Annotated in this window: 10 protein-coding genes; 3 read left to right on the top strand and 7 right to left on the bottom strand. The window is 55.6% G+C overall.

From position 1 onward, the window contains the following. Positions 1-29: 29 nt before the first annotated feature. Positions 30-911 (bottom strand): SdiA-regulated domain-containing protein, encoded by an 882-nt coding sequence (locus EU557_RS04500; RefSeq protein WP_135529202.1) that lies wholly within the window; start codon positions 909-911, stop codon positions 30-32. 129 nt (positions 912-1040) lie between these two features. Then, positions 1041-1262 (bottom strand): membrane protein insertion efficiency factor YidD, encoded by a 222-nt coding sequence (yidD, locus tag EU557_RS04495; protein WP_135529201.1) that lies wholly within the window; start codon positions 1260-1262, stop codon positions 1041-1043. A 171-nt stretch (positions 1263-1433) separates the two neighbouring features. Between yidD and EU557_RS04490 the strand changes: the two genes are divergently transcribed. The 3 genes from EU557_RS04490 to EU557_RS04480 all read left to right on the top strand — a co-directional run bounded on the left by EU557_RS04490 (position 1434) and on the right by EU557_RS04480 (position 6899). Further along, positions 1434-3728, top strand: coding sequence for a S46 family peptidase (locus EU557_RS04490; protein WP_135529200.1), 2295 nt, complete (start codon positions 1434-1436; stop codon positions 3726-3728). 151 nt (positions 3729-3879) lie between these two features. Then, positions 3880-4788, top strand: a complete 909-nt coding sequence (locus EU557_RS04485) for a PorV/PorQ family protein (RefSeq protein WP_135529199.1) — start codon at positions 3880-3882, stop codon at positions 4786-4788. Next, the gene (locus tag EU557_RS04480; RefSeq protein ID WP_135529198.1) at positions 4785-6899 is read left to right on the top strand and encodes a ComEA family DNA-binding protein; all 2115 of its coding nucleotides are present in this window, start codon (positions 4785-4787) and stop codon (positions 6897-6899) included. The genes EU557_RS04485 and EU557_RS04480 overlap by 4 nt, the downstream gene beginning before the upstream one ends. 67 nt (positions 6900-6966) lie before the next feature. Here the strand turns inward: EU557_RS04480 and EU557_RS04475 are convergent, their stop codons facing one another. The 5 genes from EU557_RS04475 to EU557_RS04455 all read right to left on the bottom strand — a co-directional run bounded on the left by EU557_RS04475 (position 6967) and on the right by EU557_RS04455 (position 18129). Further along, positions 6967-10563: a reprolysin-like metallopeptidase gene (locus tag EU557_RS04475; protein WP_135529197.1), complete on the bottom strand. Its 3597-nt coding sequence runs from the start codon at positions 10561-10563 to the stop codon at positions 6967-6969. Positions 10564-10835: 272 nt separating this feature from the next. Continuing rightward, entirely contained in the window at positions 10836-12791 is a 1956-nt protein-coding gene (locus EU557_RS04470; RefSeq protein ID WP_135529196.1) for a DUF3857 domain-containing protein, read from the bottom strand. Positions 12792-12793: 2 nt separating this feature from the next. Then, positions 12794-14851: a transglutaminase family protein gene (locus EU557_RS04465; RefSeq protein WP_135529195.1), complete on the bottom strand. Its 2058-nt coding sequence runs from the start codon at positions 14849-14851 to the stop codon at positions 12794-12796. Between the two features lie 321 nt (positions 14852-15172). Further along, positions 15173-17203 (bottom strand): DUF3857 domain-containing protein, encoded by a 2031-nt coding sequence (locus EU557_RS04460; protein ID WP_135529194.1) that lies wholly within the window; start codon positions 17201-17203, stop codon positions 15173-15175. Positions 17204-17364: 161 nt separating this feature from the next. Beyond that, a complete protein-coding gene (locus EU557_RS04455) occupies positions 17365-18129 on the bottom strand; it encodes a class I SAM-dependent methyltransferase (RefSeq protein ID WP_135529193.1) in 765 nt (254 codons plus the stop codon). Between the last annotated feature and the right edge of the window lie 177 nt (positions 18130-18306).

Here is an 18306-nt window from a genome sequence, read left to right as displayed (position 1 = left end):
TAGGCCCTGATAGTACAAAATAGTGGCTTCTAGAACGTGTATTCGTAGAGAGAGCCTTGCTCGCTGCTGATATAGAGCGTGTTATCATCCGTAAAAACAGCGCCCTCCGTTTGCCCCGCTCCGGACAGCGAGATTTGCCGGGGTGTTGCCTTCAGAATATCAGCCAGGTTGCTTCCCTCCAGCACAAACATTTCCTGGCGGCCTAGCAGCACCAACCGGCGCCCGTTGGGGCTGAGTGCAGCATCTGTCACCTGCCCCGGAATAGCTAGCTTGGTGAGCAGCTTAGCAGTGTAGGAGCCTGGCTGATCGGGCACGGTATACACCTTGCTGGTAGAGGATTGCGCCCGGTCTTTGGTGAACATATAGATCTGGCCCTGGTGCCACAGAGTGGCTTCACAGTCGAAATTTCGTTCGCTTTTAGAGGGCGGGAAGTCCTTTTGGTCGGCGTATTTGAGGTGGATATCGGCTACTTGGTTAGGTGCCTCTGGCTTGAGCCGATGAATGACCAAGTTTTTTCGGGTGTTGTTATTGTTGCCCACGTCACCGATGTACACGTAGCCTTTGTCGTCGCGCGTGACGCTTTCCCAGTCGAAGCTGTCGGTCTGCACTTCAATTTCTTCCAGCAGCTTGCCTTTCGTATCCACCTTGTAGAGGATGGGGCGGTTGCCATCGTCGCCGTGCGTGTAGAAGGAGCCCGGCTGGCCAGTAAGTGCCAGCCCCGAGCTTTCGGGCACCTGATCGAGGGTGCCTACCTGGTTTAGGTTCTCAATGTCGGCTCCCTTTTTTGATTTCTTGTCTTTCTTCTTGCCGGATTTCTCCTGCTTTTCGGGTTTGTCTCCGGTCTGGGCTTCGGAACAGCTACTGCTCAACAGGGAGCCGGCAAAGAGGGCAGCAAGGAATAGGATGCGCATAAAAAATGTTAGATGTCAGAAAAACGCGGCAAACCAAGGGCTGCCGCGATACACAGCAATTCTATACGCAGGAGCGAGGAAATGGTGAATTAGAAATATTCTACTCACATAAGTAGCTCTACCTGATTGTTAAGGAACGGGGTCATAACCACTCCCTCCCCACGGGTGGCAGCGACTAATGCGGCGCAGCGCCAGCTGCCCACCGCGCCATGGGCCGTATTTGTGAATGGCCTGCACCGCGTAGGCTGAGCAGGTGGGCATATAGCGGCAGCTGGCCGGCGTGAGGGGCGAAATCAGGTGGCGGTACACCCAGAGCAGGCCTAGCAATAGCTGGCGAAACAGGTACGACATACCCGCAAATAACCGCAACCCGCGCCGAATGATTGCAGCGGGCGGAACTCACTACTGTAAGCTCCCGCGTGTTAGGCAGAGAACTGCGGCCACTCGCCGGGAACCGGGCTTTTTGTAAATTCGCCGCCTGGCCTAGCCGGATAGTTTCCTTCTCTTATACCACCCCATTTTATGCGCAAGAATCACTGGGCGAAAGTCCTGCTACTGACGCTGCTGCTACCCCTTGCGGCCCACGCCGACGAAGGTATGTGGCTGCCCCTCTTCGTGAAACGCCTCAATGAGGCCGACATGCAGAAGAAAGGCCTCAAGCTCACGGCAGAAGAAATTTACAACGTCAACAATGCCTCGCTCAAAGATGCCGTAGTGCAGCTTGGGGGCTTCTGCACCGGCGAGTTTGTGAGTAAGCAAGGCCTGCTCCTGACCAACCACCACTGCGGCTACGATGCGCTGCAAACCCACAGCACGCCCCAGAACAACATCCTCCAGAACGGCTTCTTCGCTACCACCCCGCAGGAAGAGAAAACCAACCCCGGTTTGTTCGTGGATATTCTGGTGCGCATGGAAGAAGTGACAGGCAAGGTGCTGGAAGGCATTACGCCCGGCACGCCCGAGCCCGAGCGCATAGCCGCCGTGCAGAAGCGCCAGCGCGAGCTAGCCGATGCCGCCAAAGAAAACGGCCAGTACGTGGCCTACGTGCGAGACATGTTTGGTGGTAACGAGTATTACCTGTTCGTGTATCAGCGCTTTGGCGATGTGCGCCTGGTAGGGGCACCGCCGGAAGCGGTAGGTAAGTTTGGCGGTGACACCGACAACTGGATGTGGCCTCGCCACACCGGCGACTTCTCGATGTTCCGGGTGTATGCCGACAAAAACAACAAGCCCACCGCCCAGCCCCAGGCCGATAACGTGCCCTACGTGCCCAAGAAGCACCTGCCCGTAAGCCTGCAAGGCGTGAGTGAAGGAGACTTTGCCATGGTGTTCGGCTTCCCGGGCCGCACCCAGCGTTTCCTGCCCGCTGCCGGCCTGCAGATGACCCTGGACCAGACCAACCCTGCCCGCATCAAGCTGCGTGACACTCGCCTGAAGCTTTGGAAAGAGGATATGGACCAGGATGCGGCGCTGCGCCTGAAGTATGCCTCGAAGTACGCCGGCATTGCCAACTACTGGAAGTATTACATCGGCCAGAACGAAGGCATGAAGCGCCTGAAAACGGTAGAAGCCAAGCAAGCTGAGGAAAATTCTCTGATGCAGTGGATTGCTCAGGACCAGAACCGTGCTCAACAGTATGGTGAGGCTCTAAACACCATCAACCAGGCCTACGCTGGGATGCGCCAGTACAACCTTAGCTCGCAGTACGTGCAGGAAGCCGCCTTCGGAACGGAGATTGTAACGCTGGCTGCGCGCATGATGCCGCTCTACACTACTCTGAAAAACTCACCCACCGACAAAGCAGCCATCAGCAAAGCTGTAGCCGATCTGAAAGAGCCCGTAGCCGAGTACTTCAAGGACTACAGCGCCTCCACGGACAAGAAGGTGTTTGCCGCTCTCATGGGCCTCTACATGCAGGATGTGCCCAAAGACCAGCAACCCGACGTGTTCCAGACGGTGCAGAAGCAGTACGGTGGCTCTATGCAGAAATATGCCGACTACGTGTTCAGCAACTCCTTCCTGACCTCAGAAGCTAAAGTGAATGCCTTCCTGGCTAACCCTACGCTGGCAAAGCTGGAGGCTGATCCTGGCTACAAAACGTACCAGTCGGTGTACACGAACTATGTGCAGAACGTTCTGCCCAAGCTGCAGGGCCTGCAGGCTGGCCTGGGCCGTGCCAACCGTCTCTATGTGGCCGCCTTGCGCGAGAAGAACAGCCAGAAGGTGTACTCACCCGACGCTAACTCTACCATTCGTCTCAGCTACGGCACCGTGCGCCCCTACAAAGGCCGCGATGCAGTGGCCTACGACTATAAAACCACGGCTCAGGGCATTTTGGAAAAGGAAGACCCCACCAACCCCGAGTTTGTGGTGCCCAAGAAAGAGCTGGAGTTGCTGAAAATGAAAGACTATGGCCGCTTCGCTGATAAGCAGGGCAACCTGCCCGTATCTTTCATTACCGACAACGATATCACGGGCGGCAATTCCGGCTCACCCGTTATCAATGGCCGTGGTGAGCTTATCGGCATTGCCTTCGATGGTAACTGGGAAGCCATGACCGGCGACCTGGCCTACGACCCCGAGCTCAAGCGCTGCATCAACGCCGACATCCGGTACGTGCTCTGGTGCATTGAGAAGCTGGGAGGTGCCAAAAGCCTCGTCGACGAAATGACCATCGTCAACAATGGCCCTAACCCTGGAGTAGGCCCCGCCGCCTCTGCCTCCGCCGACATGAGCGATGTGGAGAAGATGAAGGTAAAGACCGAAAAAGATGGCAAAACCAAGATCAAGCGCAAGAAGGACGCCGCTATGCTGTAAAGGCTGCTTAGCTACTGGCAGCTAATGAAAAGCCTCTGTATCAAGTGATACAGAGGCTTTTTTATGCCATTGATCGAATAAGATTGTTAGAGGTGGAGCGTGTGATTATTTTGCTGCAATAGAATCTTTTATAGTTGATTAGTAAGTATTGATGGTGAAACTATACATAGTAAGTTCTCTGCTCATTTTAGGAGCAGGAGTAGAAGACGTACGAGCGCAGGTAAGCACACTCGGAACCGGAGGTGCCCGCGCTGCAGGCCTAGGCCAGGTAAGCACTGTACTGGAAAACGACGTTTGGGTGGCTACAAACAATGCTGCGGCGCTAGGCGGTTTAACACGCCCCGCCGTAGGGTTTGGAGCCGCGAACAAGTTTTTGCTGCCTTCCCTCAATACAGCTTCTGTCGCAGTAGCAATGCCTCTAGGCCACCGGGCTACCGCAGCCGGAACGGTTGCAGGTGTTCCGGCTGCGGTAGCTGCGGCAGAAGTTCCGCGCTTTGGGGTGGTGGGCGTCACGGCCCAGCGATTTGGGGGTAAGCTGTATTCTGAGCAAGCGCTGGGAGTAGCTTATGGGTACCAACTGGGCACGGTGCGCGTTGGGGCCCGTGTGGAGGTGTTGCAGATAAGCCTAGAGGGGCTGGGCAGCCGCCGCACTGTGGCTGCCTCACTGGCAGGGCAGGCAGATATCATTCCGCACAAGCTAACGTTTGGGGCTACGCTCTATAACCTCAACCAGGCTCGGGTGGCGTCTTATCAGGATGAGCGGGTACCCACAGTGCTGCGGGCAGGCTTGAGGTGGCGCGCTTCGGAGAAGGTATTGGTGCTGGCGGAGACGGAGAAAGATGTGGAGCAGGATGCAGACTTTAAGACTGGGCTAGAATATCGCCCGGTACCGGTGTTGGCGTTGCGAGGTGGCCTAGCAGCACTTACTCACCAGACTACGGGTGGTGTTGGGTTTCGAACAGGGGCATTTCAGGTGGACTATGCCGCTGCGTGGCAGCAGTCTTTGGGCCTTAGCCAACAAGTGAGCATTGTGCTACAGTGGGAGCAACGGCAGCCATGAAGCGCATTTTGAGGGCAATGATTGGACTAGGCCTGTGCCTGGGCCTAGCTAATTTGGCGCAGGCACAAGAGTATCCGCGGCCGGCAATACCCGACCTCGACCGACTTACCCAGGAGTTGTTCGCCGAAGTACAGAGCGACCAAGTGCCTTATGAGGATCTGTATGAAACGCTGCTGCAGTACTATCAAACGCCGCTCAACCTCAACACCGCAACCCGCGAGGAACTGCGGGGCTTGCTGCTGCTCTCAGAAGTTCAAATTACCAATTTGCTTGAGCATAGGCAGCGTACGGGCGGGCTGCTGAGCCTGTATGAACTGCAGAGCATTGATGGGTTTGACTTGCGCACCATTTATCGGGCCGCGCCCTTCGTGACGGTACAAACCACAGACCCCAATGCCACGCGAGGCCCGCTGTGGCAGCGCATCCGGCAGGAAGAGAATAATGCCTTGTTTCTTCGCTATGAGCGAGGCCTACAGCAGCGGCGCGGTTATGCGGCGCCCGATACCGTGTCTGGGGGGCGGCCCGCCACGCGCTACCTCGGCTCGCCGGATAAGCTGTTGGTGCGCTACCGCGTGAGTAGGGCCCGTGATTTTAGCCTAGGCTTTACGGCCGAAAAAGACGCCGGCGAGCCATTAGCCTGGAGCCCCGCCACCCGCCGCTACGGTGCCGATTTCTACTCCGGCCATTTCATGGTACAGGAGCGTGGCCGCCTCAAATCCCTTGCTCTCGGCGACTACCAATTGCAGTTTGGGCAAGGGCTGTTGCTCTCGTCGGGGCTAGCGGTGGGGAAAGGGGCCGAGACTATCACCACGCTGCGGCGCAGCTCCGTTGGGCTAAGGCCATATTCTTCAGTATTAGAAAATACATTCTTCCGGGGGGCAGCGGCCACCGTGGCGGTGAATGCGACCATACGAGCCACGGCCTTTATATCTAGGAAGCGAGTAGATGCTAGTTTCGCCCAGCGCCAGGATACGCTCGAAGACTATACTGAAGTAGCATCCTCACTGCAACTGACGGGTATGCACCGCACACCATCAGAGCTGGCGAACCGGAAGGCACTCCGCGAAACAGTACTGGGTGGCAACCTAAGCTACGCCAGCCTCAGTGGTGACCTGGCTCTAGGCCTCTCGGCCATCAGCACACAGTTTGATAAACCATTGCTGCGCCGCACTGAGGCATACAATGCCTATGAGTTTAGTGGCCGCCAAAACCTAGCTCTCAGTGCTCACTACAGCTACGTGTGGCAAAACCTGCTGCTGTTTGGCGAAACAGGGCGTAGCAGCAGTGGTGGCCTAGGCACTGTGAATGGCCTACTGGCCAGCCTCGCCCCGAACTTAGATGTATCGGTTCTTTACCGTTCCTACGCCCGAAATTTTCATTCGTTCTATGGTAACGCGCTAAGTGAAAACACGCGCAACATCAATGAGAATGGGATATATTTGGGCATGAAATTGCGGCCCCTCGCGCGGTGGGAGGTCTCCGGCTACTACGATCAATTCAGCTTCCCGTGGTTGAAATACCAAGTGGGCGCGCCCTCACAGGGCCACGACTGGCTGCTGCGGGTAACGTTTAGCCCCACCAAAACCAGCCTGCTCTACGCCCAACTGCGCCAACGCACCAAAGCCTATGATGCGGATACGCTACGCGCGGCACCCTTGCCGGTGCCCACCCAACGGCAAAACCTCTTGCTGTTGTATGATGCTAGCCCATTGCCCATCCTTAGCCTGCGTACCCGCGTGCAGGGCACGCAATACCGTGAAGATGATGGGGCGCGCCGCCGCGGCTACGTGCTGGCTCAGGATATAGCGGTGAGCCCTCGGCCTCGTCTGCGCCTATCTGGCCGGTACGCTCTCTTCGATACCGACGACTATGATACCCGGCAATACGTGTATGAGCAGGATGTGCTCTACGCATTCTCAGTGCCCGTGCTAGCCGGGCGTGGCACCCGCGCCTACGTGCTCGCGCAGCTAGAGGTGAACCGCCATCTTACGCTCTGGCTGCGCTACGCCGAAACGCATTATCGCCACCAGCAGGTTATCGGCTCAGGGCTGGAGGAGATTCAGGGGCCGCGCCGGTCAGATATTAAAGCCCAAGTTCGTTACCGGTTTTAATCTCGGTTCTAAACAAAAGGCGGCTCCCATCTAGGAGCCGCCTTTGTAAGTAATAGTGCCTGCTATTCTATTGCTTCAACAAGCGCACTACTGCCGAGCCGTTGGGCATGTCGAGGTGCAAGGTGTAGACGCCGTTGCTGAGGGTACTCAAGTCGAGGGACTGATTAAGGGTAGCGGTTCCTTTAGTGAAAGTCTGAGATGAAATGGTGCGGCCTAGAGCATCCGTTACGCGCAACGTGATGGCGCCGCGCTGGGTATTGCCAATTCTTACTTCAAACACTCCCTTGCTGGGGTTCGGGAATACCTCTATGCCCTGCAGAAGCGCCGCATTGCGCACGGCCGTGATGGTAGAAACAGTCTGACAGCTTTCGTTGCTGTAACCGGAGTTGCCGGTGCTATTAATGGCCCGCACGCGGTAGCAGTAGCGGCTATTGGTACTCACCTGATCGGTGTAGAACGTGCTGTTGGCAGGGAGCGTGGCAATGCGGGCAAAGGTTCCGTTATCAGTTGAGCGTTCTACCTCAAACCCTGTTTCGTTAGCTGAGGCATCTAGCCAAAGCAGGTCTATGCTGGCGCGGTTGTTTGATGTAACCGGTGCCTGAGTAGTAAGAGAGGTAGGGGCATTGGGAGCCGCCGCCAGCGTGCACAGCTCTAACGACCAGCCCGTGAGGGTGCCACCGTTGCCAGAAGCATTGTCAGAAATGGTTAGGGTCCAGTTGCCGTTGGCGGGCGAATTTAGCAGCGCGCTCAACGCATTGGCCGGCCGCACAGTACTGCCACTAGTAAGCGGACAAGCCAGAGCCGTGGGGGCAGCCTCATCAAAACTCAGGTCAAGGTTAGCTGTTCCGGCGCAGAGGCGCGAAAACAGGACCACCCGGGCCCCAGCTGGGTTCGTGAGTGATATCTCCAGCTCCCCAACATTCGGATGGGTAATAGCCAGGTTACGAATTCGCAGGTCAGATACCCGCTCAGTGTTGGTAATGTTGATAACAGAGGTAACGGTGGGCGTTCCGGTGGCCGAAATGGTTACGGGAACAGCGGCCGCAGCTACAGTCTGGCAGTTTTGTACACCCGTCTGGAAAGGTATAGTAGCGGAGTACGGTGCTGCTCCGCAGGTACCTACTCCCCGTACCCGAAGGTAATAGGTAGTGCTGGGCAGCAGGCTGGCACCGACCGTGAGAGAGGTGCTGGTAATGCCCGTTAGGTTAAGTACTAAGTTGGTAAAGTCCGGGTCGGTGGCTAGTTGCACGTCGTAAGAGGTGGCGTTGGGCACCGGATTCCAGGCGAGAGTCGGGCGTAATGTAGTGCGCGCAGATGCTGCCGGGGTGGTAATAACCGCCGCCTGAGTGGTAGCGGGCAACACCGTGAAGCGGAACTGTTGGCGTTGGGTAATGCCGCCGCTGGTACCCGTGAGCGTAGCCGTATATGTGCCAGCTGGCGTAGTTGCCGAAGTATTGATGATGTATGTAGTGGAGTTGCCCGGGCTCAGAGATGTACTACCAAACGTTACGGTAGCGCCGGCAGGCAGATCCGTGGCGCCCAGCGTAATCTCCCCGGTAAAGCCCTGCAAGGCTCCTGCCGCAACCGGCAGGCTTACGGAGTTGGTGCCAGGGCATAGCACCGGAATGGTAGGGTTAGCCGCAGCGGTCAGGTAAAAGGTAGGACCGGTGGGTACCTGAATGGTAAAATTCTGATTTGAGATATCGAAGAATATGTTGCCCGTGGCCTGCACCCTGATTCGAGCAGTGCTAGTGTTACCCACGCTGGCGGGGATGGTAACTGTTTCTACACCATCATTGGGGGTGCCAGCTAGCAGCGTAGTGGGGTAGGTCAGGCCACCATCGGTGGAAAGCAGAATATCCACATTGGTCGCATTGATAGGGGCCGCCGTGGTGTTGGCCACGTTCCAGGTAACCTGCTGCGGAGCCGTAGCCAGCCATGTGGTGGGCGTGTTGGGCAGCGTCACCACAAAGGGGCCTGCGCTACCAACCACTACCACGTTCATGGAGTCATAATCGATACCTCCGCCCCCCACGCGGTTATCGCGGGCCACCAGGCGAAAAATCAGGCGCCGCCCGTAAGAGGGTAGCAGTTCGCCAATTGTTTGGGTGTTGTTAATCAGGCTGGTGAGGCGAGGAAAGTTGCGGGTAGGGCTAGCCGTGGGGGAGAAGAAGCGGAACAACGGGGCATCGCCCGAGGGCAAATTGGCGGAGCCCGAGGGGCCTAGGTTATACTGTTCCCAGGAATAGGTGAGGGCATCGCCGTTGGCGTCAGTAGCTGAACCCGTGAGCACAAAGGGAGTGCTGATAGGAATGGCGTAGTTACGGCCTGCATTAACCACAGGCGGTGTGTTGCCAGTGGCAGTATTCACCGAGCAGTTGCCGGCTCCATTAATGTGCGATACAATCTGATCAAAACTGCGCGAGTGGAAGTACGGGTCAGAGTTGGGCTGTAGGTTGTCGTTGCCGCAAATGCCGGCGTAGGCCATGATGCTAGTGCCAGAGCCAGGTTCGTAGGCTGAAAAGGCTGAGCGGTTGCCGCCTCCGCAATTGCCACTAACGCTATTGAACGTGTGGTCGGCACCAAACTGATGGCCTATTTCGTGGGCTACAAAGTCAATGTTAAAGGCGTCGTTGATAGGAGCCGGTAGGCCAGTTACGCCTCGAGCTTTGCCCTGCGTAAAGCTGGCATTGGTGGGCAAGCACACAGAGGGGCGTTGGGCTATACCGCCCCCACCCGTGCTGAATACGTGCCCAATATCGTAGTTAGCTTCCCCAATGATGGTGCTGATGTTTTTCTGATTCTCATTCAGCATCACCTCCCCGTCATCATTCGTGTAGGGGTCGGTGGCGGGGTCTAAGTAAATTAGCTGGTCTGTCTGCGGAATCAGCACCAGTCTCACGGCCAGCTCTTGCTCGTAGATGCCGCTCACCCGGTTTACTGAGGCTACCATGCCCGCCAGGGCACCTTCTTTGGTGCCACCATAGTAAGTGGCATACTCGCCGGTGCAGGCCAGCGCCATTCGGTAGGTGCGCAGGGTGGTGCCGTTGGCTACCAGGGCGCGGTTAGCTACTGGCGCAGTGGTTCCCAACTCGTCGGCACTGGGTGTAGCACACACAAAGGTGAAAGTACCTCGGTTCATAGAGCGGCGCTCAAACACTAAATGCGTATCTGAGCCTTGCCCCGCCGGGTCAATGAATACCGTTTTGTCAGATGCCAGAATCATGGCGTGTAGGCCAGCCGGACTCACGTCGAGGCGGGCAGTGGCGGCAGGGTCATCGATGCCCTGGGCCGCGTACGTCCGGATGGAAGGGTAGCGGGCCGCCAGGGCTGGTGCCATAACGGGCACTTGCACCACACGAAAGCGCTGGGAGGTGCCATCAGGCAGAGGTAAGGAAACTACAGTAGCAGAGCTGCGGGCTCCTCCCTTTTGCTGAGCCGGAGCTGTATTCAGGACCTCACGAACGGCTTGGAGCTGAAAGCTAACCGCTCTGAACTGAGACAGGGGCTGCGTTGCCTGTCGCGCAACGGCCGGCACCTGAGCATCAGACCACAGTACGCGTTGGGCTGTGGCAGACTGTGATACGCTCAGTGTAGCCACCAGTAGGCCACCCAGCAAGGCCGGTTTGCCGGACTGCCGGAGTAGAGTAAGTCGTTTGAACATGAAGGCCTGAAAGAGGGGAAGGAACGTACCAGCGGAGAGGTACGGGTAGTTAACCTAATGTAAGCGTTTTACGCGCTAAATAGGGCAAATATCTGCAGCTTAGCCTTCTCGGTAGATGTTCGGGTAGTTTTTCTAGAGTGGTCAGCTTGATCCTGCAAGTAGACTCAGTATAACGGAAGCCACTGCTCACTAATAAGAAAGCCCACTGTGTGCGGGCTTTCTTATTAGTGAGCAGTGGCTTAGGCTGCACTAGAGGTGCACGCCCCAGTCTGCTAGGTATCGGTTTTCACGAGTACCACCTGGGCTTTATCCGCCGCGCTGATTTTACGCCGGAACTCCCGGTACGCCTGGTACTCCGTAGGGGCAAAGCGCGTGCGCGGCATGAGCAAGCGCCGTACGTAAAGCAGCGTGCCATCGGGAAGAGGCTGGAGCTGACTAGAATAAGTGCCAAACACGGTGGTCAGCTGCACCGGCGTAGGCAGGCTCTCAGGCCGGAAGCCTGCGGGCACGTGAATGCGTACGGTATCCGAATACGTAAAAGCGTTGTCGAGCCAGATGGGAGTGCGTCGTTCCCCCACGGTAGCGGGCAGGGCACTCCAGCGGCTCAGCAGGTTGGGAGTAAGAAAGGCCCGTTTGCCCGACACGGAGGCCCAGCCCGGCAGCGTGAGGCCTAGCGTTTCGGTGAGAGCCGGCACTGCAGCCCGCTGGTCGGCCGCGTAGGCCAGCTTATTGATGCTGAAATTTGAGAAGGGTAGATGCTCCGCTATGTACTTCTTCTGATCGGCAGCATTGAGCGCGTGCGTAAGCTGATCGTACATATCTTGCTCTAGGCCAGTGCGGCGTGTAAGGATGCTGGCTGTAGCATTGCCTGTAGCATCCATGAATACCTCGGTGCGCCGCTCACGGCGGTTGTCAGGGGCTTCGTAACGAGGGGTGCGAACCAGCTTGCCGCCTTGCGGCGTGATGAGCAGGGCGTGGCGGTTGCCGGTGAAGCTGCTCATATACCCAAATGGGTTGGTTTGGCTAGTGCATTCCAGCCACACGGTATCGGGTTTGGCAGCCTTCTGCAGGGGCACGCATAGCACTACGTGGTTGAACTGCTGGCTCGGGAAATCAGTCCGAATGTCAGGTGCATCGGCTCGTACCAGGGCGCAGTAAGAGGGCAGATTAGCCGCTTTCAGCAGCGCCTGGCAGTAGTTGGTAAGGGCTTTGCAGTCGCCGTAGCCGTTGCTGGCCACGCTGCTGGCCGGGAAGGTTTGCCAGCCCCCAATCCCTAATTGTACCGAGATGTAGCGCGTATTTGCCTGCAGCCACTCATACACCTTCCGGATGCGGGCCCGCTCATCGGGCTCTTGCTGCACTAAAGCGGCAATTTTGGTGCGTATCGCCTCGGGCAACTCATCGCGCCCTAAGTTCAGCTCATAGTTCCACTGGCCTAGCGTTTGCCAAGAAGTGAGCATGCCGGTGTGGCCCTGCACCTCAAAGCTGCTAGGGGCAGTGTATACTGTGGGGGTAATTTCCGTGATAGGTGGCCCGTCAACTTCTTCTTCTGTGGCCGTCAGGCTGCTCAGTTGCCACTCGTAGGCCTCTAGGCCACCAGGCTGGGTTGATTTGCGCAGGGCTACGCCTGAAGGCAGGTCGCGCTCTTTGTAGCGCAGTGGCAGGTTAATGGGCGTAAGCACCCTGAAGGAAGCATGTTCTACTGAAACCTCCTCGTCATCTTGGGGGCGCCAGGTAGGATAGAACAGCGTGTTAGTAGAGGCAACTTCGTACTCAAACTCCACCGTGTAGGGGTACACTGGCTGGCGCAAGTCGGCGGTGCGGCCCCGGCCATCCGTGGCTAGGCTAAACCCATCAGAAAGCGCAATGTCTTTGATGTCCGCGGCTCGCAGGGAGCGTAGCAGGCGGCCCTCGGCGTCGTACACGGAGCCGCGGAAGTAAGTGACGCTGTTCAGTTGGTCGTACACCACCACTTCGCGCCCGTAGCGGGAGCCCGCCTCATCGAGAATAGTCACGGCCCGCCGCACAGTTTGCACCGTGCGCCCAACAGACTTCACCAAGAAGGTTTCGTCGGCGTCGCGGATTACGGCGTGGGCATTTTCGCGCAGCTCGCCAGCCATGGCCGCCACCGGGTACTTAGGGGCAGGCCCGGCCAGTAGGTCTGTTGGCAGAAACGCTGCCCCAGCCAGCAGACCTAGCCGCGTTCGGGCCCAGAGAGTTGAAGTCATCTTCACGATTTTCTCTTCAGAACAATTTGCTCCATTTGCTTGGCCACCACCAACCGGTAAAACTCGCGCAATGAGCTGTATTCTTCGGCGCTGTATATCGGGCGGCTCAAATTCAGACGGCTTGTGATTTGCAGTACGCCCGCATTAGGTTGTGCCTGGAATATAAAGCGTCCACCATTATCAGGAAGCGCTAGTGAGGCTGGTTTAGGTAGTTCCTCCACCTCGTACCCAGAAGGCAGATTGATGGTGAGCACCAGTATCTCATCAAGGGGGAAGCCGAAGTCTACCGGAAACAAGCGGCTCTCATGCACGAAGGGGTTGCGGGAATTGCCGAAGTGCTGCAACGGGCGCAGGTAAAGCGTGCCTGCCGGCGCCTCACCCCCGGCTACCGTCATTTCGTAGTCAAGCGTGAGGGGCTTTTCTAGCACGTCGCGCTGCAGAAACTGGTACTTGTCTATGCTCCAGCCCTCACGGCCTTTGAGCAACTCTTCCACAAATTTCTTTTCGCCTTTGTCGCGCAACTTGTCACGCTGCATGAGGCCTGCGTAGCCGCCGTGCTCAGCGTGTACTTTGCCTACGTAGCCGCCCTTTTCATCCAGCGTGAGCTGAATTTGCTGATACTCTGTCAGGCGGTGCTGGGGCGCCAGGCTAATCCAGCGGGAGGCCGAGGCCGTGGGCATAATCAAGCGCCCTACGCTGTTGAGGCAGCGAGTGGGCAGCATCCCTACCGGCAATAACTCATCGGTAGCATCGGCCAGCACCTCTTTTCCATCTGGTAGCGCTACATGAGCTACTACATAGTTGAAGCGCGAGAGCAACGGCATAATTTCTGGCTCCACGAACCCGTGGTCGCGGGTGCTGAGCAGTACCGGGTTGGCTTGAAAACCGGCTTCGCGCAGGGCCGCAATCAACAACAAATTGACGTCGGCAGAACTGCCCCGGTGTTGGTCATAGGCTTTGCGTACTGGGCCAGAGCTATACATCCAGTTGTGGCCGTCGTACTTCACGGCCTTGCGTACCAAGTTGTGGATGGCAGCTACCTGAGCGGCAGGCGTAGTCTCCTTGGCCATCAGAGGAGTAATCTGGTCCTTGAGGAAGCTGCAACGCTTTAGTTGAGTACCAAAATTCTCATTGTTGATAAGCTCCTCATTAATCTTGTCCCAAGAGTTAGCTACGGCCCGGTAAGGCTGGTTTTCCCATTGCACACCGGCCAACTCGAAGTCAATACGAGCGATGTAATCCTTCGAAGATGTCATGAAGGGCTCGTCGCGGAAAGCAGGCACGTTTTTCATTGCCCAACGGTGCTCTTTGACCTCCACGGGTACAATGGCGCTAGAGCTCGCAACGCGCTGAACATTAAAGCCACTGCCTACAAAACCACCACCTTCGCGAAGAGTAACTTGCATGCTGCCCGTAGTATGCTCCGATACATCGACGTTAGCATACCCTTGCATCATCATCTTGTAGTCGTAATACTTCGGAATGCTGGCGCGGTACTCGCTCCAACGCACCGGAATATCATCCTGGAACTGCCAGTCCTGGAAGTTGAAGGTGAAGTCGGAGGTGACGGTGTAAGCGTATTCTATCACCGAGTTCTCGCGCACGTTGGGCAGCGTAAACTTGCGGATGGTAACGTTTGGACTCGCCTCTTCCCTGAAAATAGCTTCCGATTCTAGCTTCTCCTTCACCATCTGCCCGTTCACCATATTGTAGGTGAAACCACGCAGCTTAGTGAGCCTTTCCTCGCTGGTGTTCTTATGGTAAAGGGGCACTTTCACCGTGGCGCGGTCGTAGCCCGATTTTTTGAGGATTTTGATGCGGGTTATCCGGTCAAAGACGATGTGAAAATCATCGTCGCTGAATACAAAGCGGGAAAAGCCGTAGTCGCAGAGTACCACGGCTTCCGCAGTACTGTCGCCAACGAAGCTTTTGGCTTCAAAATCCTCCGGATTAGGCTTCCCGAATTTGATAGGCTCAGGGGCTTGGGCCAAGGTGGGCACAATGGCACCACCACCTAATACAGCTAGCAACGCTAGCCGTCGCAGTATAGGTAAAATCATATAAGGTAGGTTAGAAAGGCAATCTTGGCACGCTGATCCGAGCTAGTAGCTGGAGTAGACGATAAGTAGGATATAGTAAAGCGGGGGCTAAAGCACTCAGATTAGGTATAAAGGTGAGAAATATATGGTTGTGTTTATGTGCCTGATGAAGAAAATATGAAGCGTCGGGAAAGTGTGGTATAATTCAATCTGTAGCGGCAAATTTTTATGACCATGCTTGTTGCCTGTACCTAAGAACTACAGCCTAAAACATCTGTCTTTTGCAGAGGGTACAGGAAGCCAAGGTGATAAACCGACGTATATAAACAGCCGGCTCTAGGCCTATTTGCGGCGCACCACAAGCATCTCGGCGCATTTGGCCGTAGCCTGTTGGTGCAAGGCACGCAGGGAAGTATACTCGCTAGGCGTGTATTCGTCCTTCATGAGTTGCAGCCGAGTGACGAGCTGCACCGTTTCGGGGGTAGTTTGCGAAACTTGGTAGAGGAAACGGCCGCCATTGTTGGGCAAGGACAGGGCCACCGAAGCTGGCATTTCCTGCACCGTATACCCCGCCGGCAGCGTCAGCGTAACGAGCGACGTGTACTCGTGCGGCATTCCAAAGTTGACGGGGTAACGCCGTGTCTCTGATGTAAATGGGTTTGAGACGGCGCCTAATGATTTTAGAAGCGGGATGTAGAGCAACTCGGGCTGTTCTTCCGGACCTGCGAAATTCAGATTCATTTCGACTGCCAAAGGCTTGTGCACCGAATCGGCGTTGAGCAGGTTGAGCTTAGATGGCTGCCACTCCGACCAGCGGTGGCCTAGCGAAGCCAGATACTCACCAGAGGAGCTTTGCCGGATTTGCCGGCGCGCCTGCAGCCCCGCATACCCTGCGTACTCCAGCTTAGTGGTTCCCTGCAAGTCACCCTGGGGCGTAAGGCGCAGCCGAGTAGTCCAGAGCTCAGTATAGGTGGTGGCAGACTTAAGTGGGACCCACCGTCCCGCGGCATTGGCCAGGCAGCCCTGCCCATTCAGGCAGCGCTCTGGCAGCACGCCAAAAGGCAAACTGGGCTCGGTGGCATCTAGCAGCACCTCGGTATTGTTGGGCAGCGCCAGGTGGGCAGCCACGTAGTTGAACTGCGTGATAACCGGCAAATCGGTTTGCACCATGCCGTGGCTGCGGGTGCTGATGAGCAGCGGTGTGGCCTCTAGGCCTGCTGCCCGAAGCGTTTGAACTAGCAGTAGGTTCACGTCGGCGGCGTTACCGGAGTGGCGCTCAAAGCTCCGGCGCAAGGGCTGCGACACAAACACGGCGGGCTGGTCGTTGTATTTAATGCTGCGCTGTACCAAGGCCAGCACCGCCGCCGCCCGGGCCTTCGGATCGGGGTAGCGTGCTTTTAGGCTTTGCGCATCGGCTGCCAAGGGAGCAGTGCCAGAAATGGCGTTGCCAAATTCTTCATCCTGTTGCAAGAGCTTCCACAGGGCGTCCCACTTACCGGTTACGTCGTGGTAGTCGTTGCCCGAGAAGTTAGTGCCGGCCAGCTCAAAGTGTACGCTGCGCAAATAGTCGTGGTCGGTGGTCATGAAGGGCTCCTCCCGAAAGGCAGGCACATCTTTTAGCACCCAGCGCAATTGCAGGGCCAGCCCAGCAATCTGGGAGTTAACGCCCGGTGCTAACCCTTCGCCTGCCGAGGTATAGCTAGTGGAATAGGGCACCGTGAGGGACTCTTGCACGGCAAAGGGCAGGTAGCCGCGGGTAACAGTTTTGTAGGAATAGAACTGCGGAATGTTAGCTCGGTACTCGCTCCAACGGACCGGAATCTCGTGCTCAAACTGCCAGTCCTGCAGATTAAAGATGAAATCGGAGGTAACGCTGTAGGTAAATTCCACGATTGAGCCCTCACGCACGTCCGGCATCGTGAAGGAGAACTGCACGTGGTTTTTATCGAGCTTTTCCTTCGCTATCTGCGGATCAGCCACCAGCTTAGTCTGCGTCACGCGGCCATCCTTCAAGTTATACGTAAGGCCTTTGAGGGAGCTGATGCGCTCCTGCTTGTTGTCGCGGGTGTAGAGCGGGATGCGCACCGTGGCGTACTCATAGCCTGCTTTCTGATGAATGCGCAAGCGGGCCGTACGCTCAAATACTACCTTAAAGTCGCCGTTGCCACCCACTATTTTGCTGGTGCCATAGTCGCAGAGGTATTCGGCGGGAGCGGTGGTACTATCAGTAGCAGTTGGTTGAGCCTCAAAATCGGCCTTCGTTACGGTGCCGAATTTGATAGGAGGAGCGGCAGCTTTTTGTGCCAGCGCGGAGCTGCTCAGTAACATAGATAGGCCTAGCGCCCAATAGCGAAGGGGTAAAAATAGCGACATGTAGAAAGTAAGCTGAATATATAAGCGAGGCCGCACCTAAGCAGTGCGGATTTATGACAAAGAACTAGAAACTAACTCACAGTAACTATACTGGGCACTACCTGTAATACCTAACCAATTGCCCACTGACAATGAATTTGCTGTGGTGTTTTATAAGGGGTTTATTTCTTGGATACTACATAAAAAGGGTCGCCCTTCCAGAATCCATATTTAAAAATCTCTTCATCAGAGAATTCAGCAGTATAATCATCGATAAGTACGTCAAACCCGGCCTCTTTTAATTTATCGGCATAATCTAACCCATAAAGGCGTACATGATCATTAAGCCCGAATATTCTCTCTCGCTCTTTCGGATCGGTTATAGTTAAATCCTCGTGCGTTACGGCTTTTGTTGGGTCTAAAGCAACCTGAAGAATACCCCATCCGCCGGGTTTGAGCATTTTATAGACGTTATGCATAGCCGTTTTATCGTCCTCGATATAGGCGAATACATGATTGCAAATAATTACATCGAAGGTGTTATCAGGAATATCAGGACTCAAAAGGTCCAGATATTTTGTGCCTTTTCGATAGAGGTATGGTAAAATATCAGCCGGGTAATACTCTATATTAGGCTCTTTTTCAAAGCGTTTGAAAAACATGTCTTCCGGTGCAACATGCAAAAGCTTCAGTGGCTTAGAATAAATATCAGTTTTAGTTTCGAGGTACATCCATAATGCCCGGTGTCTTTCTAAGCTTTCGCACTGAACGCACCAAGAATTTGGCTTTTTCCAAATACTAAATGGCGCAAACTCACGAAACGTACTTTGGCAGCAAGGGCAAATAACTTTATCGCCAGCAAACTTAAGACGTAGGTAGGCCAGTCTGATTTCGTTAGGGATTTTAAACAAGATGCCTAAATCGGCCTTTTGCTTAGTTGTTAGCATACTTGCGTAGCCATTACAGGTGATGTACAGCCTAAAGTACTAGAATATGCTAATTAAACCAGGTAAAGTGAAATTTAATATGATATTCACTTTACATAGTTAGTAGTTTACCTGACTCTTATGCTTGTTTAGAGTCGGGTATGTGATGGACCTGTGAACTACTATACGTTCAGCCAA

This window comes from Hymenobacter wooponensis (assembly GCF_004745865.1).
GTDB lineage: Bacteria > Bacteroidota > Bacteroidia > Cytophagales > Hymenobacteraceae > Hymenobacter > Hymenobacter wooponensis.
This window is presented reverse-complemented; position numbering and strand designations above follow the sequence as displayed.

Bases quoted from the DNA above. Each gene is read 5' to 3' on its own strand.
- EU557_RS04500 (WP_135529202.1), bottom strand. From the start codon at position 911: ATGCGCATCCTATTCCTTGCTGCCCTCTTTGCCGGCTCCCTGTTGAGC.
- yidD (WP_135529201.1), bottom strand. From the start codon at position 1,262: ATGTCGTACCTGTTTCGCCAGCTATTGCTAGGCCTGCTCTGGGTGTAC.
- EU557_RS04490 (WP_135529200.1), top strand. From the start codon at position 1,434: ATGCGCAAGAATCACTGGGCGAAAGTCCTGCTACTGACGCTGCTGCTA.
- EU557_RS04485 (WP_135529199.1), top strand. From the start codon at position 3,880: ATGGTGAAACTATACATAGTAAGTTCTCTGCTCATTTTAGGAGCAGGA.
- EU557_RS04480 (WP_135529198.1), top strand. From the start codon at position 4,785: ATGAAGCGCATTTTGAGGGCAATGATTGGACTAGGCCTGTGCCTGGGC.
- EU557_RS04475 (WP_135529197.1), bottom strand. From the start codon at position 10,563: ATGTTCAAACGACTTACTCTACTCCGGCAGTCCGGCAAACCGGCCTTG.
- EU557_RS04470 (WP_135529196.1), bottom strand. From the start codon at position 12,791: ATGACTTCAACTCTCTGGGCCCGAACGCGGCTAGGTCTGCTGGCTGGG.
- EU557_RS04465 (WP_135529195.1), bottom strand. From the start codon at position 14,851: ATGATTTTACCTATACTGCGACGGCTAGCGTTGCTAGCTGTATTAGGT.
- EU557_RS04460 (WP_135529194.1), bottom strand. From the start codon at position 17,203: ATGTCGCTATTTTTACCCCTTCGCTATTGGGCGCTAGGCCTATCTATG.
- EU557_RS04455 (WP_135529193.1), bottom strand. From the start codon at position 18,129: ATGCTAACAACTAAGCAAAAGGCCGATTTAGGCATCTTGTTTAAAATC.